This is a genomic window from Streptomyces sp. NPDC048197, assembly GCF_043202395.1.
Lineage (GTDB): Bacteria > Actinomycetota > Actinomycetes > Streptomycetales > Streptomycetaceae > Streptomyces > Streptomyces siderophoricus.
In genome coordinates, this window is the sequence record NZ_JBIDAJ010000015.1 from 170,434 (window position 1) to 190,448 (window position 20,015).

The 20,015-nt window shown below is 71.3% G+C and carries 16 protein-coding genes; 9 read left to right on the plus strand and 7 right to left on the minus strand.

Annotated elements, in window-relative coordinates; all coding sequences use genetic code 11:
* The first annotated feature begins 3 nt into the window (after positions 1-3).
* The 4 genes from ACGF4C_RS21180 to ACGF4C_RS21195 all read left to right on the plus strand — a co-directional run bounded on the left by ACGF4C_RS21180 (position 4) and on the right by ACGF4C_RS21195 (position 5,415).
* A complete protein-coding gene (locus ACGF4C_RS21180) occupies positions 4-840 on the plus strand; it encodes a carbohydrate ABC transporter permease (RefSeq protein ID WP_393568240.1) in 837 nt (278 codons plus the stop codon).
* 155 nt (positions 841-995) lie between these two features.
* Entirely contained in the window at positions 996-1,703 is a 708-nt protein-coding gene (locus ACGF4C_RS21185) for a helix-turn-helix domain-containing protein (RefSeq protein WP_393568242.1), read from the plus strand.
* Between the two features lie 235 nt (positions 1,704-1,938).
* The gene (locus ACGF4C_RS21190; RefSeq protein WP_362141765.1) at positions 1,939-2,739 is read left to right on the plus strand and encodes an ABC transporter ATP-binding protein; all 801 of its coding nucleotides are present in this window, start codon (positions 1,939-1,941) and stop codon (positions 2,737-2,739) included.
* Positions 2,740-2,820: 81 nt separating this feature from the next.
* Positions 2,821-5,415, plus strand: a complete 2,595-nt coding sequence (locus ACGF4C_RS21195; RefSeq protein ID WP_393568244.1) for an ABC transporter permease — start codon at positions 2,821-2,823, stop codon at positions 5,413-5,415.
* 106 nt (positions 5,416-5,521) lie between these two features.
* Here ACGF4C_RS21195 and ACGF4C_RS21200 read toward each other — a convergent pair whose 3' ends face one another.
* On the minus strand, positions 5,522-6,547 hold the full coding sequence (locus ACGF4C_RS21200) for an ATP-dependent 6-phosphofructokinase (RefSeq protein WP_393568246.1): 1,026 nt from the start codon (positions 6,545-6,547) through the stop codon (positions 5,522-5,524).
* 231 nt (positions 6,548-6,778) lie between these two features.
* On the opposite strand from ACGF4C_RS21200, the gene pta reads away from it, so the two are divergent.
* The 3 genes from pta to pyk all read left to right on the plus strand — a co-directional run bounded on the left by pta (position 6,779) and on the right by pyk (position 11,636).
* A complete protein-coding gene (pta, locus tag ACGF4C_RS21205) occupies positions 6,779-8,872 on the plus strand; it encodes a phosphate acetyltransferase (RefSeq protein WP_393568247.1) in 2,094 nt (697 codons plus the stop codon).
* Positions 8,873-8,911: 39 nt separating this feature from the next.
* On the plus strand, positions 8,912-10,147 hold the full coding sequence (locus ACGF4C_RS21210) for an acetate kinase (RefSeq protein ID WP_393568249.1): 1,236 nt from the start codon (positions 8,912-8,914) through the stop codon (positions 10,145-10,147).
* Between the two features lie 61 nt (positions 10,148-10,208).
* Complete coding sequence (gene pyk / locus ACGF4C_RS21215; protein WP_030415645.1) at positions 10,209-11,636, plus strand: pyruvate kinase; 1,428 nt, start codon at positions 10,209-10,211, stop codon at positions 11,634-11,636.
* Positions 11,637-11,738: 102 nt separating this feature from the next.
* Here pyk and ACGF4C_RS21220 read toward each other — a convergent pair whose 3' ends face one another.
* From ACGF4C_RS21220 to ACGF4C_RS21235, 4 genes are all read right to left on the minus strand, one after another.
* A complete protein-coding gene (locus tag ACGF4C_RS21220; RefSeq protein WP_393568302.1) occupies positions 11,739-13,055 on the minus strand; it encodes a hypothetical protein in 1,317 nt (438 codons plus the stop codon).
* Positions 13,045-13,596: a DUF6114 domain-containing protein gene (locus ACGF4C_RS21225; RefSeq protein ID WP_393568251.1), complete on the minus strand. Its 552-nt coding sequence runs from the start codon at positions 13,594-13,596 to the stop codon at positions 13,045-13,047. The genes ACGF4C_RS21220 and ACGF4C_RS21225 overlap by 11 nt, the downstream gene beginning before the upstream one ends.
* A gap of 137 nt (positions 13,597-13,733) precedes the next feature.
* Complete coding sequence (locus ACGF4C_RS21230) at positions 13,734-14,351, minus strand: DUF6230 family protein (protein WP_030415642.1); 618 nt, start codon at positions 14,349-14,351, stop codon at positions 13,734-13,736.
* A 629-nt stretch (positions 14,352-14,980) separates the two neighbouring features.
* On the minus strand, positions 14,981-15,946 hold the full coding sequence (locus tag ACGF4C_RS21235) for a tetratricopeptide repeat protein (RefSeq protein WP_393568253.1): 966 nt from the start codon (positions 15,944-15,946) through the stop codon (positions 14,981-14,983).
* Positions 15,947-16,274: 328 nt separating this feature from the next.
* Here ACGF4C_RS21235 and ACGF4C_RS21240 point away from each other — a divergent pair, with 328 nt between their 5' ends.
* Complete coding sequence (locus tag ACGF4C_RS21240) at positions 16,275-16,988, plus strand: TetR/AcrR family transcriptional regulator (RefSeq protein WP_393568255.1); 714 nt, start codon at positions 16,275-16,277, stop codon at positions 16,986-16,988.
* Positions 16,989-16,992: 4 nt separating this feature from the next.
* Here the strand turns inward: ACGF4C_RS21240 and ACGF4C_RS21245 are convergent, their stop codons facing one another.
* Together ACGF4C_RS21245 and ACGF4C_RS21250 are read right to left on the minus strand one after the other, a co-directional pair.
* On the minus strand, positions 16,993-18,042 hold the full coding sequence (locus ACGF4C_RS21245; RefSeq protein WP_393568256.1) for a GDP-mannose 4,6-dehydratase: 1,050 nt from the start codon (positions 18,040-18,042) through the stop codon (positions 16,993-16,995).
* Entirely contained in the window at positions 18,039-19,214 is a 1,176-nt protein-coding gene (locus ACGF4C_RS21250; RefSeq protein ID WP_393568257.1) for a glycosyltransferase, read from the minus strand. The genes ACGF4C_RS21245 and ACGF4C_RS21250 overlap by 4 nt, the downstream gene beginning before the upstream one ends.
* Before the next feature lie 57 nt (positions 19,215-19,271).
* Between ACGF4C_RS21250 and ACGF4C_RS21255 the strand changes: the two genes are divergently transcribed.
* A complete protein-coding gene (locus ACGF4C_RS21255) occupies positions 19,272-19,997 on the plus strand; it encodes a response regulator transcription factor (protein WP_393568259.1) in 726 nt (241 codons plus the stop codon).
* Positions 19,998-20,015 lie beyond the last annotated feature (18 nt).

Consider the following 20,015-nt stretch of genomic DNA (forward strand, 5'->3'; position numbering starts at 1 on the left):
GCCGTGCCGCTGCCCCTCCCCCGGCGGGTGGTCCGCCAACTGGCCGCCGACGCCGGACTGCTGGCCGTCGCGGTGGCGTTCGCCGTACCGCTGCTGTGGCTGGTGCTGGCGTCGCTGGACGCGCACGCCACGCTGCGGGTGCGGCCGCCCACCTCGCCGACGCTGGGGAACTTCTCGGCGGTGCTGACCGACGAGATCACCTTCACGCCGATGCTCAACAGCCTGCTGATCTGCGGCGGCGCCACCCTGCTCACCGTGGTCTGCGCGGCGCTGGCCGCCTATCCGCTGTCCCGCTTCCGCTCCCGCTTCGCCCGCCCGTACCTGCTGACCATCCTGTTCTCGACGTGTCTGCCGATCACCGCGGTGATGGTGCCGGTGTACGGGCTGTTCGTGCAGATCAACCTGATCGACACCCGCTACGGCACCGCGCTGTTCCTGGCCGCGGCCCAACTCCCGTTCGCCGTCTGGCTGATGAAGAACTTCATGGACGGGGTGCCGCGGGCCCTGGAGGAGGCGGCGTGGACGGACGGCGCGTCCTGGCGGCAGACCCTGCTGCGGGTGATCCTGCCACTGATGGGGCCCGGACTCGCAGTGGTCGCCATTTACACCTTCATCATGATGTGGGGCAATTTCTTCGTGCCGTTCATGCTGCTGCTCTCCCCGGAGCAACTGCCCGCGTCGGTCAGCATTTTCAATTTCTTCGGCAATTACGGAGCCATCGCGTTCGGTGAACTCGCGGCATTCTCCCTCCTTTACTCGACACCCGTCGTGCTGCTGTACGTCCTCATTTCCCGGCGGCTCGGCGGGGGTTTCGCACTGGGCGGCGCAGTGAAGGGGTAGTGAAGGAGCGGTGGGCCGGTCGGCGCTGGTGAGCGGCCGATCGGCCGGAAATCTTCACGCCCCGGCCGAGAAAAAGCGACTGGCTCGGAGGTTCCTACGACTTTCATCCTTGGGTTTCCACACGATAGGTGCGAAGCCACATCGTCACTTACCGTGTGCCGGTGAACACGCACGCCGGGGAGCCGCGCAGGCCCCCTTTCGACGCCACCGCCGCCCGCCGGCTCCGCGAGGCCCTCGGCATGACCCCCGCCCATGTCGCCTACGGAATTCGCGCCGCTTATGGAATTCCGGTGTCCCCGGCCACGGTGGCGTCCTGGGAATTGGGGGAAAGCGCTCCTACGGAATCCGAACTGACCGCGCTCGCCGGCGCCCTGTGGTGTGCGCCGGGCGAACTGCTGGGCGCGCCCGGCACCCTGCGCGAGTACCGCCTCGCGGCCGGCCTCGCACCGGACGCGCTCGCCCTGCGGATCGGCATGGACCCGGCCGGGTACGAACGTCTGGAGGCGGGCGGGAAATGGGGCGGCACCGAGCGCCAGGCCGCCGCACTGGTCGAGGCGCTGGACCTGCCGCTGCCCGCCCTGCTCCGCTTCACCGGCCAGGACACCAGGCTCGCCGAGCTGCTGACCAGCGCCGCCTCCACCCGCTGGCAGGCGTACGTCCGGCCGGTCGGCAAGCTCGTCCCGCTGCCCAAGCAGCGGATCCAGGAGGTCCTGCAGGCGCTGCACGCCGACTACCAGGCGTCGATGGCGGCCACGCTCAACTGGGGCGGCGGCGACGGGACCGGGGAGTCGGGCGAGGCGGGGCGCGCCTTCCTCGACGACATCCTGGCCGAGTTCTGGGCCCGGGTCGGCGAACTGTCCTGACCGCGCACGGCCGCGGGCCGGTGAGGCGCACGGCCCCGGGGCCGGCAGCGCCCGGGCGACCCTGAGGGATCCCGTCGCTCCCAGGTCGTAGGGCCGTCCCCCCAGAGGAGGACACCGGAGGCCGACATCACTCTTCCGATCGGCCCGGCTTTCGGTCCTTGGGGCCGACGACCACGGTGACCTGCGCCTTCGAGAATGAGGACGTCGCATTTCCCGTCCCCTTCCAGGAGTCCCCGTGTCCCACCCGGCCGCCGTCCCGGGCCTTCCCGGCTCATTCGCACCCACCCGCACCACCGGCGCCGTCGCCGCCCGCGCCACCGACCTGAGCAAGGTCTACGGGCACGGGGAGACCCGGGTGGTGGCGCTGGACTCCGTCTCCGTGGAGTTCGGCAAGGCCCGATTCACCGCGATCATGGGCCCGTCCGGCTCCGGCAAGTCCACCCTGATGCACTGCATGGCGGGCCTGGACAAGATCTCCGGCGGTTCGGCCCGGATCGGGGACGTCGAGCTGGGCTCGCTCAACGACAAGCAGCTGACCCGGCTGCGCCGCGACAAGATCGGCTTCATCTTCCAGGCGTTCAACCTGCTGCCCACGCTCACCGCGCTGGAGAACATCACCCTCCCCATGGACATCGCGGGCCGCAAGCCCGACCGGGAGTGGGTCAGCGCGGTCATCGAGACCGTCGGGCTGGGCGGGCGGCTGGCGCACCGGCCGGCCCAGCTCTCCGGCGGCCAGCAGCAGCGGGTCGCGGTGGCCCGGGCCCTGGCCGCCCGGCCGGAGATCATCTTCGCCGACGAGCCGACCGGCAACCTCGACTCCCGCTCCGGCGCCGAGGTGCTGGGCTTCCTGCGCGAGTCGGTGCGGGCGATGGAACAGACCGTGGTGATGGTCACCCACGACCCGGTAGCGGCCGGCTATGCGGACCGGGTGGTCTTCCTGGCCGACGGCCGGATCGTCGAGGAGCTGCACGACCCGACCGCGGACGCGGTGCTCGACCGCATGCGGCTGTTCGACGCCAAGGGCCGGACCAGCTGACCGAGGGCCGGACGAGCCGACGCGGCCCCGCCCGCCCCCTACGTATCCCGAGCCCCCGGACCCAGGACTGACACCACCACCATGCTGCGTACCGCACTGCGCAACGTCCTTGCGCACAAAGCCCGTTTGCTGATGACCGCCCTCGCGGTCCTGCTCGGCGTCGCCTTCGTCGCCGGCACCCTGATCTTCAGCGACACCGTCGGCGAGGCCGTCAAGAACGCCTCCGCCAAGAACCTCAAGGACGTGGCCGTCTCCGTCCAGGCCATCGACGACGCCCCCGAAGGCCCCGATGCCGTCGGGGCCGCCAAGGACGGCAAGCGGGCCACCGCCCTCGACGACCGGCTGGCGGACCGGATCCGCGCCCTGCCGGGCGTGGCCGCGGTACGGCCGGACGTCACCGGCCAGGCCACCCTGGCCGGCCGCGACGACCAGCCGGTCGGCAACGGCTGGCAGAACCGCGCGGTCAACTACCGCCCGGGCAAGGACGGCACGGACCCCCGCTACCCGCTCGTACGGGGCCGCGGCCCGGCCAACGGCGGCGAGATCGCGCTGGCCGAGTCCACCGCCGAGGCGGCCGGGGTCACGCTCGGCGACACCGTACGGTTCGCCACCGACGGGCCGCTGCTGAAGAAGAAGCTGGTCGGCATCGTGCGCAGCGACGACCCGCAGGTGACCGCGGGCGGCAGCCTGGCGCTCTTCGACACCGCCACCGCACAGCGGCTCTATCTGTACCCCGGCCAGTTCGACGAGCTGGTCGTGTCGGCGACGCCCGGCACCGACCAGCAGGCCCTGACCGCCAAGGTCCGTGAGCTGCTGCCGAAGGGCCGTGCCCAGGCGACCAGCGGCAGCACCCTCGCGGCCGAGCAGTCCAGGATGATCGCCCAGCAGAACAGCGCGCTGAGCACGACCCTGCTGACCTTCGCCGGAATCGCCCTGTTCGTCGGGGTGTTCATCATCGCCAACACCTTCACCATGCTGATCTCGCAGCGCAGCCGGGAGATCGCGCTGCTGCGCGCGGTGGGCGCCTCGCGCCGCCAGGTGGTGCGCTCGGTGCTCGCCGAGGCGGCGCTGCTGGGCCTGATCTCCTCGGTCGTCGGCTTCGCGCTGGGGCTGGGGATCGCGGTGGGCCTGCGGGCGGTGCTGAACGCCAACGGCGCGGGCTTCCCCGACGGCCCGGTCGTCATCGCCCCCAACACGGTGCTGGCCGCGCTGGCCGTGGGCGTCGTGGTGACCGTGCTCGCCGCCTGGCTGCCGTCCCGCAAGGCGGCCCGGATCGCGCCGGTGGAGGCGCTGACCACCGTCGAGGCGCCGCCCGCGCCGCGCAGTCTGGTCCTCCGCAACGTCCTCGGTCTGCTGCTCACCGGCCTGGGCGTGGCGGTGATGCTGTACGTCTCCACCCTGAACAGCGGCGACGACCTGCCGATCGCCATGGCCGGCTCGGCGCTGACGCTGACCGGCGTGATCGTGCTGGCACCGCTGCTGTCCCGGCCGCTGGTCTCGCTGGCCGGGCTGGTCACCACCCGGCTGTTCGGGGTCGCCGGGAAGCTGGCCAAGGAGAACGCGCTGCGCAATCCGCGCCGTACCGCGGCGACCGGGTCCGCGCTGATGATCGGGCTCACCCTGATCACCGGCATGACCGTGGTGGGCCACTCGGCGCAGCTCGGCATGGACAAGATGGCGGCCGACGGACTGACCGCGGACTACCGGATCAACACCTCGACCTACGTCGGTCTGGACCCCGAGCTGTCGAAGAAGGTGGCGAAGGTCCCGGGCGTCGAGGCGACGGCGCCGCTGCGCGGCACGGGCTTCAGCACCGACGGCAGCGGCGGGGGCGGCTTCGTCTACCTCCGCGGCACCGACCTCAGCCAGATCGACAAGGTCACCCGGCTCACGTTCACCGAGGGCTCGCTGGACGCCGTCCGGGCCGGTGGGATCGCGGTCTCGCAGACGGACGCCAAGGGGCACGGCTGGCACGCCGGCGACACGGTGAGCGCCCGGTTCGGCGAAGGCCCCGAGGGCGCCAAGAAGCGGCCGACCCGGCTGAAGGTCGCCGCCGTCTACAAGGACAACGAGATGCTCGGGGAGTCCTTCGCCGATGTCTCGCTGGTCGACCCGCACCTGTCCCGCGTGAAGAACGACGACCTGCTGGTGAAGGCGGCGGACGGCGCGTCCCCCGCGCTGACCAAGGAGATCCGGCACGCGCTCGGCGACAGCCCGCTGCTGAAGGTCCAGACCCGCGACGACCTGCGCAAGGAGAACGCCGGCCAGATCGACACCGTCGTCAACATGGTCTACGGACTGCTGGGCATGGCCGTGATCATCGCGGTCGTCGGTGTGGTCAACACCCTGGCGATGTCGGTGTTCGAGCGGACCCGGGAGATCGGACTGCTGCGGGCGATCGGCCTGGCGCGGACCGGCATCAAGCAGATGGTCCGGCTGGAGTCGGTGGTCATCTCGCTGTTCGGCGCGGTGCTCGGCATCGGGGTCGGGATCTTCCTGGCCTGGGCCGGCGGCAGCCTGGTCGGCTCGTCGTTCCCGACGTACGAGATGGTGCTGCCCTGGGGCAGGCTGGCGCTGTTCCTGCTGATCGCGCTGGTGGTCGGGGTGCTGGCGGCGCTGTGGCCGGCCCGCCGGGCGGCCCGGCTGAACATGCTGGAGGCGATCGGCGCCGAGTGAGGCGGTCCCTGCACGACGGCGCGCCTTCCCCTGCCGGGGGAGGCGCGCCGCCGTGTTCGGGTTCACCGCCGTGTTCGGGTCCGCCGCCGTACGGGGCGGGGCCGGCTCAGAAGACCGACTCGGCCTCGTCCATCCGCCACCCCGGCACGGTCTTGAGCTCGGTGATCGCGTCGGCCAGCGGCACCATCGTGATGTCCGTGCCGCGCAGTGCGGTCATCCTGCCGAAGTCACCGCGGTGCGCGGCCTCGACGGCGTGCCAGCCGAAGCGGGTGGCGAGCACCCGGTCGTAGGCGGTCGGGGTGCCGCCGCGCTGGACGTGACCGAGGATGACCGGCCGGGCCTCCTTGCCGAGGCGGTGCTCCAGCTCGCGGGCGAGGGCGGTGCCGATGCCCTGGAAGCGCTCGTGGCCGAACTGGTCGATGGCGCCCTTGCCGTAGTCCATGGATCCCGGCGCCGGGTGTGCGCCCTCGGCAACGCAGATGACCGCGAACTTCTTGCCGCGGGCGAACCGCTCCTCGACCATCGCGCACAGGTCGGCCGGGTCGAAGGGGCGCTCGGGCAGGCAGATGGCGTGCGCGCCGCCGGCCATCCCGGACTCCAGCGCGATCCAGCCGGCGTGCCGGCCCATCACCTCGACGACCATGACCCGCTGGTGGGACTCCGCGGTGGTCTTGAGGCGGTCGATGGCCTCGGTCGCGACGCCGACGGCGGTGTCGAAGCCGAAGGTCCGGTCGGTGGACGAGATGTCGTTGTCGATGGTCTTGGGCACGCCGACGACGGGCAGTCCGGCGTCCGACAGCATCCGGGCCGCGGTGAGGGTGCCCTCGCCGCCGATCGGGATCAGGACGTCGATGCCGTAGTCCTTGGAGTGGTCCTTGGCGTTCTCGCAGGCCTCTTGCAGCCGGGCGCGCTCCAGCCGGGAGGAGCCGAGGATGGTGCCGCCGCGGGCGAGGATGCCGCTGACCGCCTCCAGGTCCAGCTTGCGGAAGCGGCCTTCGAGCAGGCCGGCGAAGCCGTCCTCAAAACCTATGACCTCGTCGCCGTGGCCGGTGAGGGCGCGGTGGACGACGGACCGGATCACAGCGTTCAGGCCGGGGCAGTCGCCGCCTGCGGTGAGGACTCCGATACGCATCGTGCTGTGTCTCCTGTGCTCGCTGTGGGTTCCTGAGCCGGTCCGATTGTTTCACGGGCCCGACGGGTCCCGGCCGCACACATCGACCCCACCCCTACTGTCCCCGCCCGGCCGCCTCAAGGGAAACTGGAGGGGCGACCTAGCCACACGCGCAGGTATTGTCAAGAGGGGCAAGCCCACCATAACGGCCAATTTTGACCTTGCGACCAACGGAATGGACGGAGTGCACGCGTGACGCGCAGCGTATACGTGACCGGTATCGACCGCGGTGACGGCCGCCAGGTCGTCGAGCTGGGAGTCATGGAACTCCTGACCCGCCACGTCGACCGGGTGGGGGTCTTCCGCCCGCTGGTCCACGACGGACCGGACCGCCTCTTCGACCTGCTGCGGGCCCGCTACCGGCTCGCCCAGTCCCCCGAGACCGTATACGGCATGGGCTACGACGAGGCCGCCGCGCTCCAGGCCGAGCGCGGCACCGACGAGCTGGTCTCCCACCTCGTCGACCGCTTCCACGCGGTGGCCCGCGACTACGAGTACGTCCTGGTCCTCGGCTCCGACTACGCCGACACCAGCCTGCCCGACGAGCTGAGCCTGAACGCCCGGCTCGCCAACGAGTTCGGCGCCTCGCTGATCGCCGTCGTCGGCGGCCAGGGCCAGGAGGCCGAGTCGGTCCGCGCCGAGGCCCGCAACGCCTACCGCGCCTTCCAGTCGCTGGGCTGCGACGTGGTCTCCGTGATCGTCAACCGGGTGGCCCCCGAGCTGCGCGAGGCGGTCGTCGAGCGGCTCGCCGCCCGGCTGCCGGTGCCCTGCTACGCGCTCCCCGAGGACGGCTCGCTCTCCGCGCCGACCGTCGGCCAGATCGTGCACACCCTCGGCGCCGAGATACTCCTGGGCGACGACTCCGGCCTGGCCCGGGACGCCCGCGACTTCGTCTTCGGCGGCGCCATGCTGCCGACCTTCCTGCCGGCCCTCACCCCCGGCTGCCTCGTGGTGACCCCCGGCGACCGGGCCGACCTGGTCATCGGCTCGCTCGCCGCGCACAGCGCCGGGGCCCCGCCGATCGCCGGTGTGCTGCTCACCCTCGACGAACGGCCCGGCCCCGACATCATGGCGCTGGCCGGCCGGCTCGCCCCCGGCACCCCGGTGGTCTCCGTACCGGGCGGCTCCTTCCCGACCGCCGCCGAGCTGTTCGCCATCGAGGGCAAGCTCAACGCCGCCTCGCCGCGCAAGGCGGAGACCGCGCTGGGCCTCTTCGAGCGGCACGTGGACACCGTCGAGCTGACCAACCGGATCTCGGTGGCCCGCTCCGGCCGGGTCACCCCGATGATGTTCGAGCACGAGCTGATCGAGCGCTCCCGGTCCGCCCGCCGCCGGGTCGTCCTCCCCGAGGGCACCGAGGAGCGGGTGCTGCGCGCCGCCGACGTGCTGCTGCGCCGCGACGTGTGCGACCTGACGCTGCTGGGCGAGGAGGAGGCGATCCGCAAGCGCGCCGCCGACCTGGCCATCGACCTGGCGGACGCCCAGATCATCGACCCGCAGACCTCCGAGCTGCGCGAGCGGTTCGCCGAGCTGTACGCGAAGGCGCGCGCCCACAAGGGCGTCAGCTACGAGCTGGCCTACGACGTGGTCGCCGACGTCTCCTACTTCGGCACGCTGATGGTCCAGGAGGGCCTGGCCGACGGCATGGTCTCCGGCGCGGTGCACTCCACCGCCGCGACCATCCGCCCGGCCTTCGAGGTCATCAAGACCAGGCCGAACGCGCAGATCGTCTCGTCGGTGTTCTTCATGTGCCTGGCCGACCGGGTGCTGGTCTACGGCGACTGCGCGGTAAACCCGGACCCGAACGCCGAGCAGCTGGCCGACATCGCCATCCAGTCCGCCACCACCGCGGCCCAGTTCGGCGTCGAGCCGCGGATCGCGATGCTGTCGTACTCCACCGGCACCTCCGGCTCCGGCGCGGACGTCGACAAGGTCCGCAAGGCCACCGAGCTGGTCCGGGAGCTCCGCCCCGACCTCAAGGTCGAGGGCCCGATCCAGTACGACGCGGCGGTGGACGCGGCGGTCGCGCGGACCAAGCTGCCGGACTCCGACGTGGCCGGCAAGGCGACCGTGCTGATCTTCCCGGACCTCAACACCGGCAACAACACCTACAAGGCCGTGCAGCGCTCGGCCGGTGCGGTCGCCGTCGGCCCGGTCCTGCAGGGCCTGCGCAAGCCGGTCAACGACCTCTCGCGCGGTGCGCTGGTGCAGGACATCGTCAACACCGTCGCCATCACCGCCATCCAGGCGCAGGGTGCCCGGCCCGGCGCCGGACCCACCGCCTGAGCCGCAAAGCCCTTCCCGCAACCCACCGGAAAGCACCAGATGTCTGCCACTGCCACCCGCGTCCTCGTCCTCAACTCCGGCTCCTCGTCGGTGAAGTACCAGCTGCTCGACATGGGCGCGGAGCCGGACAGCGGCTCCGCCGCGGGCACCCGGCTCGCCGTCGGGCTCGTCGAGCGGATCGGCGAGGAGAGCTCGCGTCTGGTGCACACCCCGCTGGCGGCCAGCGGGGAGAAGCGGGAGACCGAGGGCGCGATAGCCGACCACGACGCCGCGCTGAAGGCGGTCGCCGCGGAGCTGGCCGCCGACGGCCTCGGCCTGGACTCCCCCGAGCTGGCCGCGATCGGGCACCGGGTGGTGCACGGCGGGCTGAAGTTCACCGCGCCGACCGTGATCGACGACGCGGTCCTGGCGGAGATCGAGCGGCTGGTGCCGGTCGCCCCGCTGCACAACCCCGCGAACATCACCGGCATCAGGACCGCCCGGGCGCTCCGCCCCGACCTGCCGCAGGTCGCCGTCTTCGACACCGCCTTCCACACCACGATGCCGGAGCACGCGGCCCGTTACGCCATCGACGTGGCGACCGCCGACGCCCACCGCATCCGCCGGTACGGCTTCCACGGCACCTCGCACGCGTACGTCTCCCGCAAGACCGCCGAGCTGCTGGGCAAGGACCCCTCCGAGGTCAATGTCATCGTGCTGCACCTGGGCAACGGCGCCTCCGCCTCGGCGGTGGCCGGCGGCCGCTGCGTGGACACCTCGATGGGCCTGACGCCGCTGGAGGGCCTGGTCATGGGCACCCGGTCCGGCGACATCGACCCGGCGGTGACCTTCCACCTCAAGCGGGTGGCGGGGATGTCGACGGACGAGATCGACGCGCTGCTCAACAAGAAGAGCGGGCTGGTGGGGCTGTGCGGCGACAACGACATGCGGGAGATCCGCCGCCGGATCGACGAGGGCGACGAGCGGGCCCGGCTCGCCTTCGACATCTACATCCACCGGCTGAAGAAGTACATCGGCGCCTACAGCGCGGTGCTCGGCAAGGTCGACGCGGTGGCCTTCACCGCGGGCGTCGGGGAGAACGCCGCCCCGGTGCGCGAGGCCGCCGTCGCCGGCCTTGCGGAGATGGGCCTGGCCGTGGACGCCACGCTGAACGCCGTACGCTCCGGCGAGCCGCGGCTGATCTCGCCCGACTACGCCCGGGTCGCGGTCGCCGTGGTGCCCACCGACGAGGAACTGGAGATCGCCCAGCAGACATACGCCCTGGTCAACGCCTAGACGTTGGTGTTTTCGCCTACCGGAATATTCCGCTCTGAAACAAACCGATAGGATCCAAGCCATGCGCCGTTCCAAAATCGTCTGCACCCTGGGCCCCGCCGTCGACTCCTTCGAGCAGCTGAAGACGCTGATCGAGGCCGGTATGAATGTGGCCCGTTTCAACATGAGCCACGGGACCCACTCGGAGCACGAGGAGCGGTACCACCGACTCCGCAAGGCCCAGGAGGAGACCGGCCGCGCCATCGGCGTGCTGGCCGACCTCCAGGGACCCAAGATCCGTCTGGAGACCTTCGCCGACGGCCCGGTGGAGCTGGTGCGCGGCGACGAGTTCGTCATCACCACCGAGGACGTCCCCGGCGACAAGACCATCTGCGGCACGACCTACAAGGGCCTGCCCGGTGACGTCTCCAAGGGCGACCCGGTCCTGATCAACGACGGCAACGTCGCGCTGCAGGTCGTCGAGGTCGACGGCCCGCAGGTGCGCACCATCGTCATCGAGGGCGGGGTCATCTCCGACCACAAGGGCATCAACCTGCCCGGCGCCGCGGTGAACGTCCCCGCACTGTCCGAGAAGGACATCGAGGACCTGAAGTTCGCCCTGAAGATGGGCTGCGACATGGTCGCGCTGTCCTTCGTCCGGGACGCCAAGGACGTGCAGGACGTGCACCGCGTCATGGACCAGGTGGGCCGCCGGGTGCCGGTCATCGCCAAGGTGGAGAAGCCGCAGGCGGTGGCCAACATGGAGGAGGTCGTGATGGCCTTCGACGCCGTCATGGTCGCCCGTGGTGACCTGGCGGTGGAGTACCCGCTGGAGAAGGTCCCGATGGTGCAGAAGCGCCTGGTGGAGCTGTGCCGCCGGAACGCCAAGCCGGTGATCGTCGCGACCCAGATGATGGAGTCGATGATCACCAATTCCCGGCCGACCCGCGCCGAGGCGTCCGACGTCGCCAACGCCATCCTCGACGGCGCCGACGCGGTCATGCTCTCCGCGGAGTCCTCGGTCGGCCAGTACCCGATCGAGACCGTCAAGACGATGTCGAAGATCGTCGAGGCGGCCGAGGAGGAGCTGCTCTCCAAGGGCCTGCAGCCGCTGGTCCCCGGCAAGAAGCCGCGTACGCAGGGTGGTTCGGTGGCCCGGGCGGCCGCCGAGATGGCCGACTTCCTCAACGGCAAGGCGCTGGTGGCCTTCACCAAGTCCGGTGACACCGCCCGCCGGCTGTCCCGCTACCGCGCGGTCCAGCCGATCCTGGCCTTCACCACCGACGTCTCCACCCGCAACCAGCTCACGCTCAGCTGGGGCGTGGACAGCTTCGTGGTGGAGCACGTCGACAACACCGACGCCATGGTCGACCTGGTGGACGCCGAGCTGCTCAAGCTCCAGCGCTACAGCGAGGGCGACACCATGATCATCACCGCCGGTTCGCCCCCCGGCGTCCCCGGCACCACCAACATGGTCCGGGTGCACCACCTCGGCGGCGGCCGCGGCTGACGCTCCCGTACGGCGAAACGGCGGTGGGCCGCCCCTCTTGGAGGGACGGCCCACCGCCGTTTCCGCGGCTCCCGGAAAGTTCCGGCCGGGTGGTGTGCCCGGTCAGTCCTCGATGGACACGTTCATGCCCGGGACGGTGAGGTTGCCGCCGAACTGGCCCGCCTGGTCGAGCTTCACCTTGGTGAAGTACGCGTAGGAGATGTTCAGCGGCGGCGGGTGCTCCGGATCGAAGACGATCGGGATCAGCCCGAAGAGGTTGGCCTGCAGCCGCTCGGTGTACATGGTCACCTTGCCGCCGCGGATCGTGGACTTGGAGTGGGGCGTGGACCGGACGTGGTAGTGCTTGCCGGACGCCTTGTCGTCCACGATCTGGTGCAGGTCGCCGATGTCCACGCTGTCCGCGGTGAACTTCAGGGCCTGCTTGGTGTGGCCGCTCTGCGTGGTGACGTTGACGACGCCCTCGTAGTCGAGGCCGCGCAGGGTCAGACCGCTGGACTCCAGGTGCCAGGGGTCGTCGGGCAGGGTGACGGGCGTCTGCTCGTCCTTGCCCTTCTGCTTGTTCTCGACGACGCAGGGGTAGGACTTCTTGCCGTCCGCGTCCTTGCCGTCCAGACCGCCGCCGGGCAGGGCGTTGTCGGCCGTGCCCACCGCGCCGTGCACGGTGTCGTTGACCGTCTTCGACCCGTTCTTGGGGTCAGCGGCCCGCTTGGCGCCGTCCGTCAGACCGCCGAGGGTGTCCTTGACCGGGCTGTTGGCCTGGTCGCCGGCGGACGCCGTGTCCTTGGCCGCGTCGCCGGAGGTGGACTCCTTCGACGCCGAGGCCGACGGCGAGGGGGACGGCGTCGTGCTCGGCGAGGCGGAGGCCTTGTCGTCGTCCGACGAGCCCCCGCCGAGGAGACCGCCGAGCGCGTCTCCGATCCCGCCCAGCAGACCCCCGTCGTCCTTCTTCTCCTCGGAGGCCGACGGCGACGGGGTCGCGGAGCCCGAGGGCTCGTCGGTCTTCGAGGCGGAGCCGGACGGCGTGGCCTCGGGTGTCCTGTCCGCCTGCTTGCCGGCCGAGGGCGACGGCGTGGCCGAGGGCTTGGCGGACGGCGTGCTGTCGTCCTTCGCCGATCCGCCGGCCTTGTTGTCCTTCGCGCCGTCCTTGGCCTTTTTGCCGTCCTGTCCGTCCACCTTGTCCGGAGCGGTGACGCACGGCCCGTCCTTGAAGGGGCTCTTGGGCGGCGCCGGCTTGGCGATCGCCATCTGGGGCGTCAGCCCCATGCCCATGAGGACGGCGGACGGCATGGCGGCGATCGCGATCGCCTTGCCCGCGGGCACGTGGAGCCGAGTCAGCAGCGGCTTTTTCGGCGCCGCGTGCCTCGGCCCGGTTCTCGCCCCGGCGGCTGCGTTCTCCTCATGCAGCTCGTCACCCGGCACGGTGCCTCCCGTTCGTTTCATTGATCGGGCTCGTTCCTGACAGGTCGTCCAGTCCGTTGCCCGACCCACGGGCGGGGTCCGTCGCGACCACCGGCCCGGCGACGTTGCGGACCGGCTCGCCCGCGTCGTCCCCGCTCTGTTCCGGCGCGCCCGGTGCCCAGGCGACGCCCAGGCCACCGCCGATCAGCCCCATCAGGAAGCCGACCACGAGACCGCCGAAGTTCGAGACGACGATGGAGACCAGGGCCAGCAGGATCGCCGCCACACCGGCGAAGACCCGCGAGGCCGGCTGGAACCACATGGTCAGCCCGAGCACGACCAGCAGAACGCCGATGATCAGCGAGCCGGCGCCGGCGGTGGTGGACATGCGGACGGTCAGGGAACCGATCGTGAGGTTCGCGTAAGGGATGTACATGATCGGCAGACCGGCCAGCAGGGTCAGCAACCCGCCCCAGAACGGGCGGTGTCCGCGCCACTCCCGGAACGAAATCCGCTTCCGGCCGACGGACTCGATCAGCCTTGGTCGCGTTTCGGCGCTCATGTCGTACAGCTCCTCGGGACTGGCAAATCGGTGGTTCTGAGCTGAGATGTCTACCAAGCGCTACCCGGCGTACGGGCACGGGGAACGGCGTGGGCCACCGCACTGGCGTGAGGCCCCGCGCCCGTACGCTCAGTGCGTCAGTAGCACTCGTTCTTGCCCTTGGCGACACTCATCTTCAGGCCGCTGAGCTTGAAGGTGCCGGCCGTCGTGGCCCACGCCGTCTGCTTGACGTGGGTGAGCACGGCCGAGTCGGCCTCCTGGGCGAACGAGCCCGGGTCGGTCTTGTCGCCCTTCTGAATGCCGGGGCCCTTGGACGTCGATCCCGCAGCAACACCGATGTTGATGTTGTTGAAGGTCGCGTCCGCGTCCAGCTGATCGAGGTCGATGTAGAGGTTCTTCGCCTCCACCGGCGTGCTTCCACCACCGGCCGACAGCTTCAGCGACACATCGCCGAAGACCGGGACCGGAACGACCACCGACTGGCACAGGTTCTTGATCTTGGCGTTGGAGAACGCCGAGACCGCCACCGGGACAGCCTTGCCGCCCTTCTGGGCGTCAATGGCTCCGTACTGAACGAAGCCGGTGCCGTCCAGACGGTCCGTCGTGACCTTGAACTGCTGGCCGGACACGCTGAACGACGCCGCAAGGGCACCCTGCGACAGGGCGACGCCGATCGCGGCGGTCGCCGCCACGCTCGGCACCATGACAACGGCGAACCGCTTCCATCTGGTCCCGCCACGAGCCAGGGACTCCATGACTTTCCTCCTTCTCGGACGTACATCTCCGGTATCTGCCGCCCGAGTTGGGACGGCGGTACCTGGGATGGGAGAAGTGCTACGTCCTCGGGAAGGAGAGCGCCCGTTCTCGGAGGCACATCGTGTTCCGAATACCGGCGATCACCCCCGAGCGACAACCACTGGCCACGCTCTCGCGCAACCTCCTTGGACAGGCTCCGCCGAAGGGCAGAGACCCCCCTGTCCACGGCCGGCGCCACTGCCGCCGACCACTCGGTGGGGACCCAAGTGCCCCGTCGCGCCGACCGGATGCCGGGCTGCGGGAATGGACCGAGCGTGGCCGATCGTGGTCCATTCACGGCCCGTGCACAAGGGGCTCGTTACTTGCGGGTAACGGGCTGATAACCACGTGACGACCGACCGACACCGGCCCGACACATACGGTCGCCACTCACCGCGAAGAGACATCGCGCAATTGCGGACACAGTGCCGCAAGGGGGTCGCTCTGACTTACTCCAAGTAACAGCGGCCACGTTTACCAAGTTTAGGTAAAACGTGGCCGCTGCTTCGTTTGTTTGGTCAACGCCTGGAGGTCGTACAGGTCAGAAGCGGACGCCTGGTCAGAAGCGGACGCCTCGTAGGACAGTGGGTCAGAACAGCACCCGGGCGAGCGCGGTACGCGCCGCCGTCACCCGCGGATCCTCCGCGCCGATGACCTCGAACAGCTCCAGCAGCCGGAGCCGCGCGGCCTCCCGGTCGTCCCCGGCGGTCCGCTTCACCGTCTCGACCAGCCGGCCGAAGGCGTCCTCGACATGTCCGCCGACCAGGTCCAGGTCCGCGGCGCGGATCTGCGCCGGCACGTCGGCCGGGTTGTCCGCGGCCTCCTTGCGCACCGCCTGCGGATCCAGGTCCTGCACCCGCTGCAGGAGCTCGGCCTGCGCCAGGCCGAGCTTGGCCTCCGGGTTGGCCGGGTCGTCGGAGAGGACGTTCTTGTACGCCTGGACGGCACCGCCCAGATCACCGGCGTCCAGCGCCTGGCTGGCGGCCTCCAGCAGTGCGTCGTACGGACCCGGCGGGGGCGCGGCGGCCGCCTGCTCGGCCGCCCCTTGCGCGTCGACCTGGGCACCGACGATGCCGAACTGCTGCTCGGCGGCCTGCACCAGCTGGTCCAGCACCTGCCGGATCTGCGCCTCCGGGGCCGCACCCTGGAACAGCGGGATCGGCTGCCCGGCGACCACCGCGAAGACCGCCGGGATGCCCTGCACCCCGAACTGCTGGAACAGCATCTGGTTGGCGTCGACGTCGATCTTCGCCAGGACGAAGGCACCGGCGTACTCGTTCGCGAGGCGCTCCAGCAGCGGGCCCAGCTGCTTGCACGGCTCGCACCACTCGGCCCAGAAGTCGATGACCACCGGGACCTCGGTGGAGCGCTGCAGGACGTCCTGCTGGAACCCGGCCTCGTCGACGTCGTACACCAGGCGGGCCCCGCCGGCCGGCGCCCGGCCCGTACGGGCGGCCTCGGCGCGCGCCTGCTCGGCCTTCTGCTTCGCTTCCCCGGCCGCCTTCACCGCTGCGAGGTCGACGACTCCGCTCATGGACATATTGCGTGGCTGCATGGGTCCATCCTCCCCCCTGGGCGGCCCGTTCCGGAAAGCGATCCGGAAAGCGGTGCGGTCGGTCGACGTGGTCAGCGTTTCCGGCTGCCGGAGCGCCGGGGTGGTACTCGGTACTGCGGTCGGCCCCAAGGGCCGTACATGCGGGCCTCGGGTCCCCACCCAGGCCGGTGGTTGTCGCTCAAGACGGATCCGTGTCCGGAGGAGGATGCCAGTCTTACGCTACGGGTCGTAGCGTAACTCGCCGTCGCCCCCGCGCAACAACCGGTTCCGGCCCCGAGCTCCGTGATCTCCCTCACGGGGCTCCCCGCCGGGGCCCTTACCGGCCGGTATGGTCGCCCGCATGCACCACTCCGCCAGCCCGAGGAAGGGCCGCACGGGCCGCCCGCGCAGCGCCGAGACCGACCACGCGATCCTCAGCGCCACCCGTGCCGCCCTCGTCGACCTCGGCTGGGGAGGGCTGACCATGAGCGAGGTGGCGGCCCGCGCCGGAGTGGCCAAGACGACGCTCTACCGCCGCTGGGCCAACAAGAACGAGCTCGTCGTGGACGCCGTGGCGGTCCTCTTCGACGAGCTCGAACTCCCCGACCGGGGCTCCTTGCAGGCCGACATCGAGGGCGTGGTGCTGCAGTTCGGCGCGCTGCTGGCCCGGCCCGAGACCAAGACGGCCCTGATGGCCGTGGTCGCCGAGTCCACCACCGACGAGGCGCTGCACGAACGGATCCGCTCGGCCATCGTCGACCGCCAGAAGCGCCTGGTCCTGCTGGGCCGGGCGCGGGCCCAGGAACGCGGCGAACTGCCGGCCGACACCCCCGGCGAGGACGGCGCGCGGACCGCCGCCCGCACCATGGACCTGATCTTCGACGTGATCGCCGGCGCGATCGTGCACCGCACCCTGGTCAGCGGCGAACCGGTGGACGCCGACTGGGGCCGGGACTTCACCGCCCTCTTCCTCGGCGGGCTGGCCGGGCTGGACGGCCAGGCCGACCGGGCCGACCGGGCCGCCGGGACCGGGGAACAGCGGGACGCGGATCAGACCTGGTAGCGGATCAGACCTGGTAGCGGTCGGCCGCGAAGAGGTGCAAATGCTCGGCGACCCACGCCGAGGTCCGCTTCAGCCCCTCCTCCAGCGAGACCTCCGGCTGCCACCCGGACCACTCGCGCGCCCGGGAGTTGTCCGAAAGCAGCCGCTCCACCTCGCTGCCGGAGGGCCGCAGCCGCGCCGGATCGACCACCACCTCCGCGTCCCGCCCCGAGGCGGCGATCAGCGCCTCGGCGAGCGCGCCGATCGCGATCTCCCGCCCGGTGCCGAGGTTGACCACCTGCCCCAGCGCCCGGTCGCAGCCGGCCAGCGCCAGGAACCCGGCCGCGGTGTCCGTGACGTAGGTGAAGTCCCGGGTCGGGGTGAGCGAACCGAGCTTGATCTCCCGGGCGCCGGCGTGCAGTTGGGCCAGGATCGTGGGGATCACGGCCCGCGCGGACTGCCGGGGCCCATAGGTGTTGAACGGCCGGACCACCGTCACCGGCAGCTCGAAGGCGTGCCAGTTCGACAGCGCCGTCATGTCCGCACCGATCTTCGAGGCGGAGTACGGCGACTGCGGCTGCAGCGGGTGGTCCTCGGCGATCGGAGCGGTCCGCGCGGTCCCGTAGACCTCACTCGTGGAGGTGTGCACCAGCCGCCGCACCGCATGCCGCCGGCAGGCCTCCGCCACGTTCTCCGTGCCCACCACATTGGTCTGCACGTACGCGCCCGGCGAGTCGTAGCTGTACGGGATCCCGATCAGCGCGGCCAGATGGAAGACCGTGTCACAGCCGGCGACCGCGTCCGCCACCCGGCCCGCGTCCCGTACGTCCCCCGCGACCATCTCCACCGGCCCGCCCGGCCTCAGATAGCTCGCCAGATTGCCCTTCTCCGCGTACGGCTTGTAGTGGACAAAGGCCCGTACCTCGGCGCCGGCTTCGACGAGCAGATCGACCAGGGTGGAACCGATGAACCCCTCGGCCCCGGTGACCAGGACCCGCCGCCCGGCCCACTTCGGTCCGTTGTCATGGGGGCTGTTGCTGTTATTGCTGCGGTTGCTGTCGTTGCTGTCGTTCATGCCGTCTCCTTCAGGTGGGTGCTCAGGTGGGTGCTCAGGTGGTGGGGGTGGTGGCCGGCCAGCGTCAGGGCCTTGGCGGCCAGCAGGTCCGCGGCGCGGGCGTGGGTGCCGGGGTCGGCGGCCGCGCCCATCGCGGCCAGTCGGGCGGGGTCCGTCAGCAGCGGGGTGACCAGCGCGTCCAGCCGCTCCGCCGTGGTCTCGGCGTCGGGCAGCAACACCGCGGCGCCGTCGTCGGAGAGCACCCGCGCGTTGTGCGTCTGGTGGTCGCCGGGCGCATGCGGATACGGCACGAGCACCGCCGGCATCCCGATCGTGGCCAGCTCGGCGACGGTCGCCGAACCCGCCCGGCACACCACGAGGTCCGCCGCGGCGTAGGCGAGGTCCATCCGGTCCAGGTAGGGCACGGCCTCGGCGACCGCCGCCCCGCCGTTCGCCGCCAGCAGGGCCCGGGTCTCCTCCAGGGCCGCGGGGCCGGTCTTGATCAGCATCCGCAGATCGGTGTGCGCCCGGTACCGGGCGGCGAGTCCCACCGCCGCCCCGGTCAGCCGGGCCGCACCCAGACTGCCGCCGTTGACCAGCAGCAACCGGGCCCCGTCCGGGACACCCAGCGCCCGCCGGGCGGCCGGCCGCAGCGCCGTACGGTCCAGCCCGGCGAGCGGGCCCACCAGTGGCATCCCGACCGTCTCGGCGCGCTCCCCGCCCGCCAGGTGCGGCCGGCTGCGGTCGAAGGCGAGGGCGAGGTGCGGGGTCAGGCGGGCCGCGAACCGGTTGGCCCGGCCGGGCACCGCGTTGGATTCGTGGATCAGGCTGGGCAGCCCGGCCAGCCGCGCCCCGACGATCACCGGGGCGCTCGGATAGCCGCCCATCCCGACCGCCACCTGGGCGCCCTGCTCCTTGAGGATCGTCCGGACCTGGGCGCCCGAGCGCAGCAGCGCGGCCGGCAGCAGATAGCGTCGGGCGCCGAGCGAGCGGTCGAAGGGGATCATGTCGACGGTGTGCAGCCGGTACCCGGCCTGCGGGATCAACCGGGTCTCCAGCCCGCGTTCGGTCCCGACGAACGAGATCACGGCATCGGGCACGGCCCTGCGGAGCGCGTCGGCGAGGGCGAGGCCGGGGTAGATGTGACCGCCGGTGCCACCCGCCCCGATCACGACAGAGAGTGGTGTGCGCATGGCCGCCACGCTCGCCATGTGCCCTAAGAAGCTTCTAAGAGAGGTGTTTGGCAGCCTATGTCCATGCCGCCGTCCACTCCCGGGCCCGCCCCGGCCCCCAAGATCCTCGTCGTCGACGACGAACCGGAGGTGCGTGCCGCCGTGGAGGACGGCCTGTCCGTGGAGGGCTATGCGGTCCGCGGCGCCGCCGACGGGCTGGCCGCGCTCTCGGAGGTCGCCGCCTGGCAGCCGGACGCCATCGTCCTGGACGTGATGATGCCGGTGCTGGACGGGCTCGCGGTCTGCCGGCGGCTGCGTGCGCTGGACGACCGCACGCCCATCCTCGTACTGACCGCGCTGGACTCGGTCAGCGAACGCGTCGACGGGCTGGATGCCGGCGCCGACGACTACCTGGTCAAGCCCTTCGCGCTGGACGAACTGCTGGCCCGGCTACGGGCCCTGCTGCGCCGGGCGGCGACCCCCGCCGCCCCGGACACCCGGCTCTCCTTCGACGACCTGGTCGTCGACCCGGTCAGCCGCAGCGGCCACCGCGCCGGCCGCCCGCTGGAGTTCAGCCGTACCGAATGGGCGCTGCTGGAGCTGCTCCTGCTGCACCCGGGCCAGGTGCTGCCGCGCGAGATGATCCTGGAGCGCGTCTGGGGCCGCGACTTCGGTCCGGACTCCAACTCCCTTGCGGTGTACGTCGGTTACCTCCGCCGCAAACTGGAGGCCGGCGGCGAGCCCCGCCTGGTCCATACCGTGCACGGCATCGGCTACCGCCTGGGCCTCCCGGAGAACCGGTGAGTGGGGGGTACGGGGCGG

What these genes read in the sequence shown, in the direction of transcription:
- ACGF4C_RS21245 (WP_393568256.1), bottom strand. Translation starts at nt 18,042, where the DNA reads ATGAACGACAGCAACGACAGCAACCGCAGCAATAACAGCAACAGCCCC.
- ACGF4C_RS21255 (WP_393568259.1), top strand. Translation starts at nt 19,272, where the DNA reads ATGTCCATGCCGCCGTCCACTCCCGGGCCCGCCCCGGCCCCCAAGATC.
- ACGF4C_RS21235 (WP_393568253.1), bottom strand. Translation starts at nt 15,946, where the DNA reads ATGCAGCCACGCAATATGTCCATGAGCGGAGTCGTCGACCTCGCAGCG.
- ACGF4C_RS21195 (WP_393568244.1), top strand. Translation starts at nt 2,821, where the DNA reads ATGCTGCGTACCGCACTGCGCAACGTCCTTGCGCACAAAGCCCGTTTG.
- pyk (WP_030415645.1), top strand. Translation starts at nt 10,209, where the DNA reads ATGCGCCGTTCCAAAATCGTCTGCACCCTGGGCCCCGCCGTCGACTCC.
- ACGF4C_RS21225 (WP_393568251.1), bottom strand. Translation starts at nt 13,596, where the DNA reads ATGAGCGCCGAAACGCGACCAAGGCTGATCGAGTCCGTCGGCCGGAAG.
- ACGF4C_RS21210 (WP_393568249.1), top strand. Translation starts at nt 8,912, where the DNA reads ATGTCTGCCACTGCCACCCGCGTCCTCGTCCTCAACTCCGGCTCCTCG.
- ACGF4C_RS21250 (WP_393568257.1), bottom strand. Translation starts at nt 19,214, where the DNA reads ATGCGCACACCACTCTCTGTCGTGATCGGGGCGGGTGGCACCGGCGGT.
- ACGF4C_RS21240 (WP_393568255.1), top strand. Translation starts at nt 16,275, where the DNA reads ATGGTCGCCCGCATGCACCACTCCGCCAGCCCGAGGAAGGGCCGCACG.
- ACGF4C_RS21200 (WP_393568246.1), bottom strand. Translation starts at nt 6,547, where the DNA reads ATGCGTATCGGAGTCCTCACCGCAGGCGGCGACTGCCCCGGCCTGAAC.
- ACGF4C_RS21230 (WP_030415642.1), bottom strand. Translation starts at nt 14,351, where the DNA reads ATGGAGTCCCTGGCTCGTGGCGGGACCAGATGGAAGCGGTTCGCCGTT.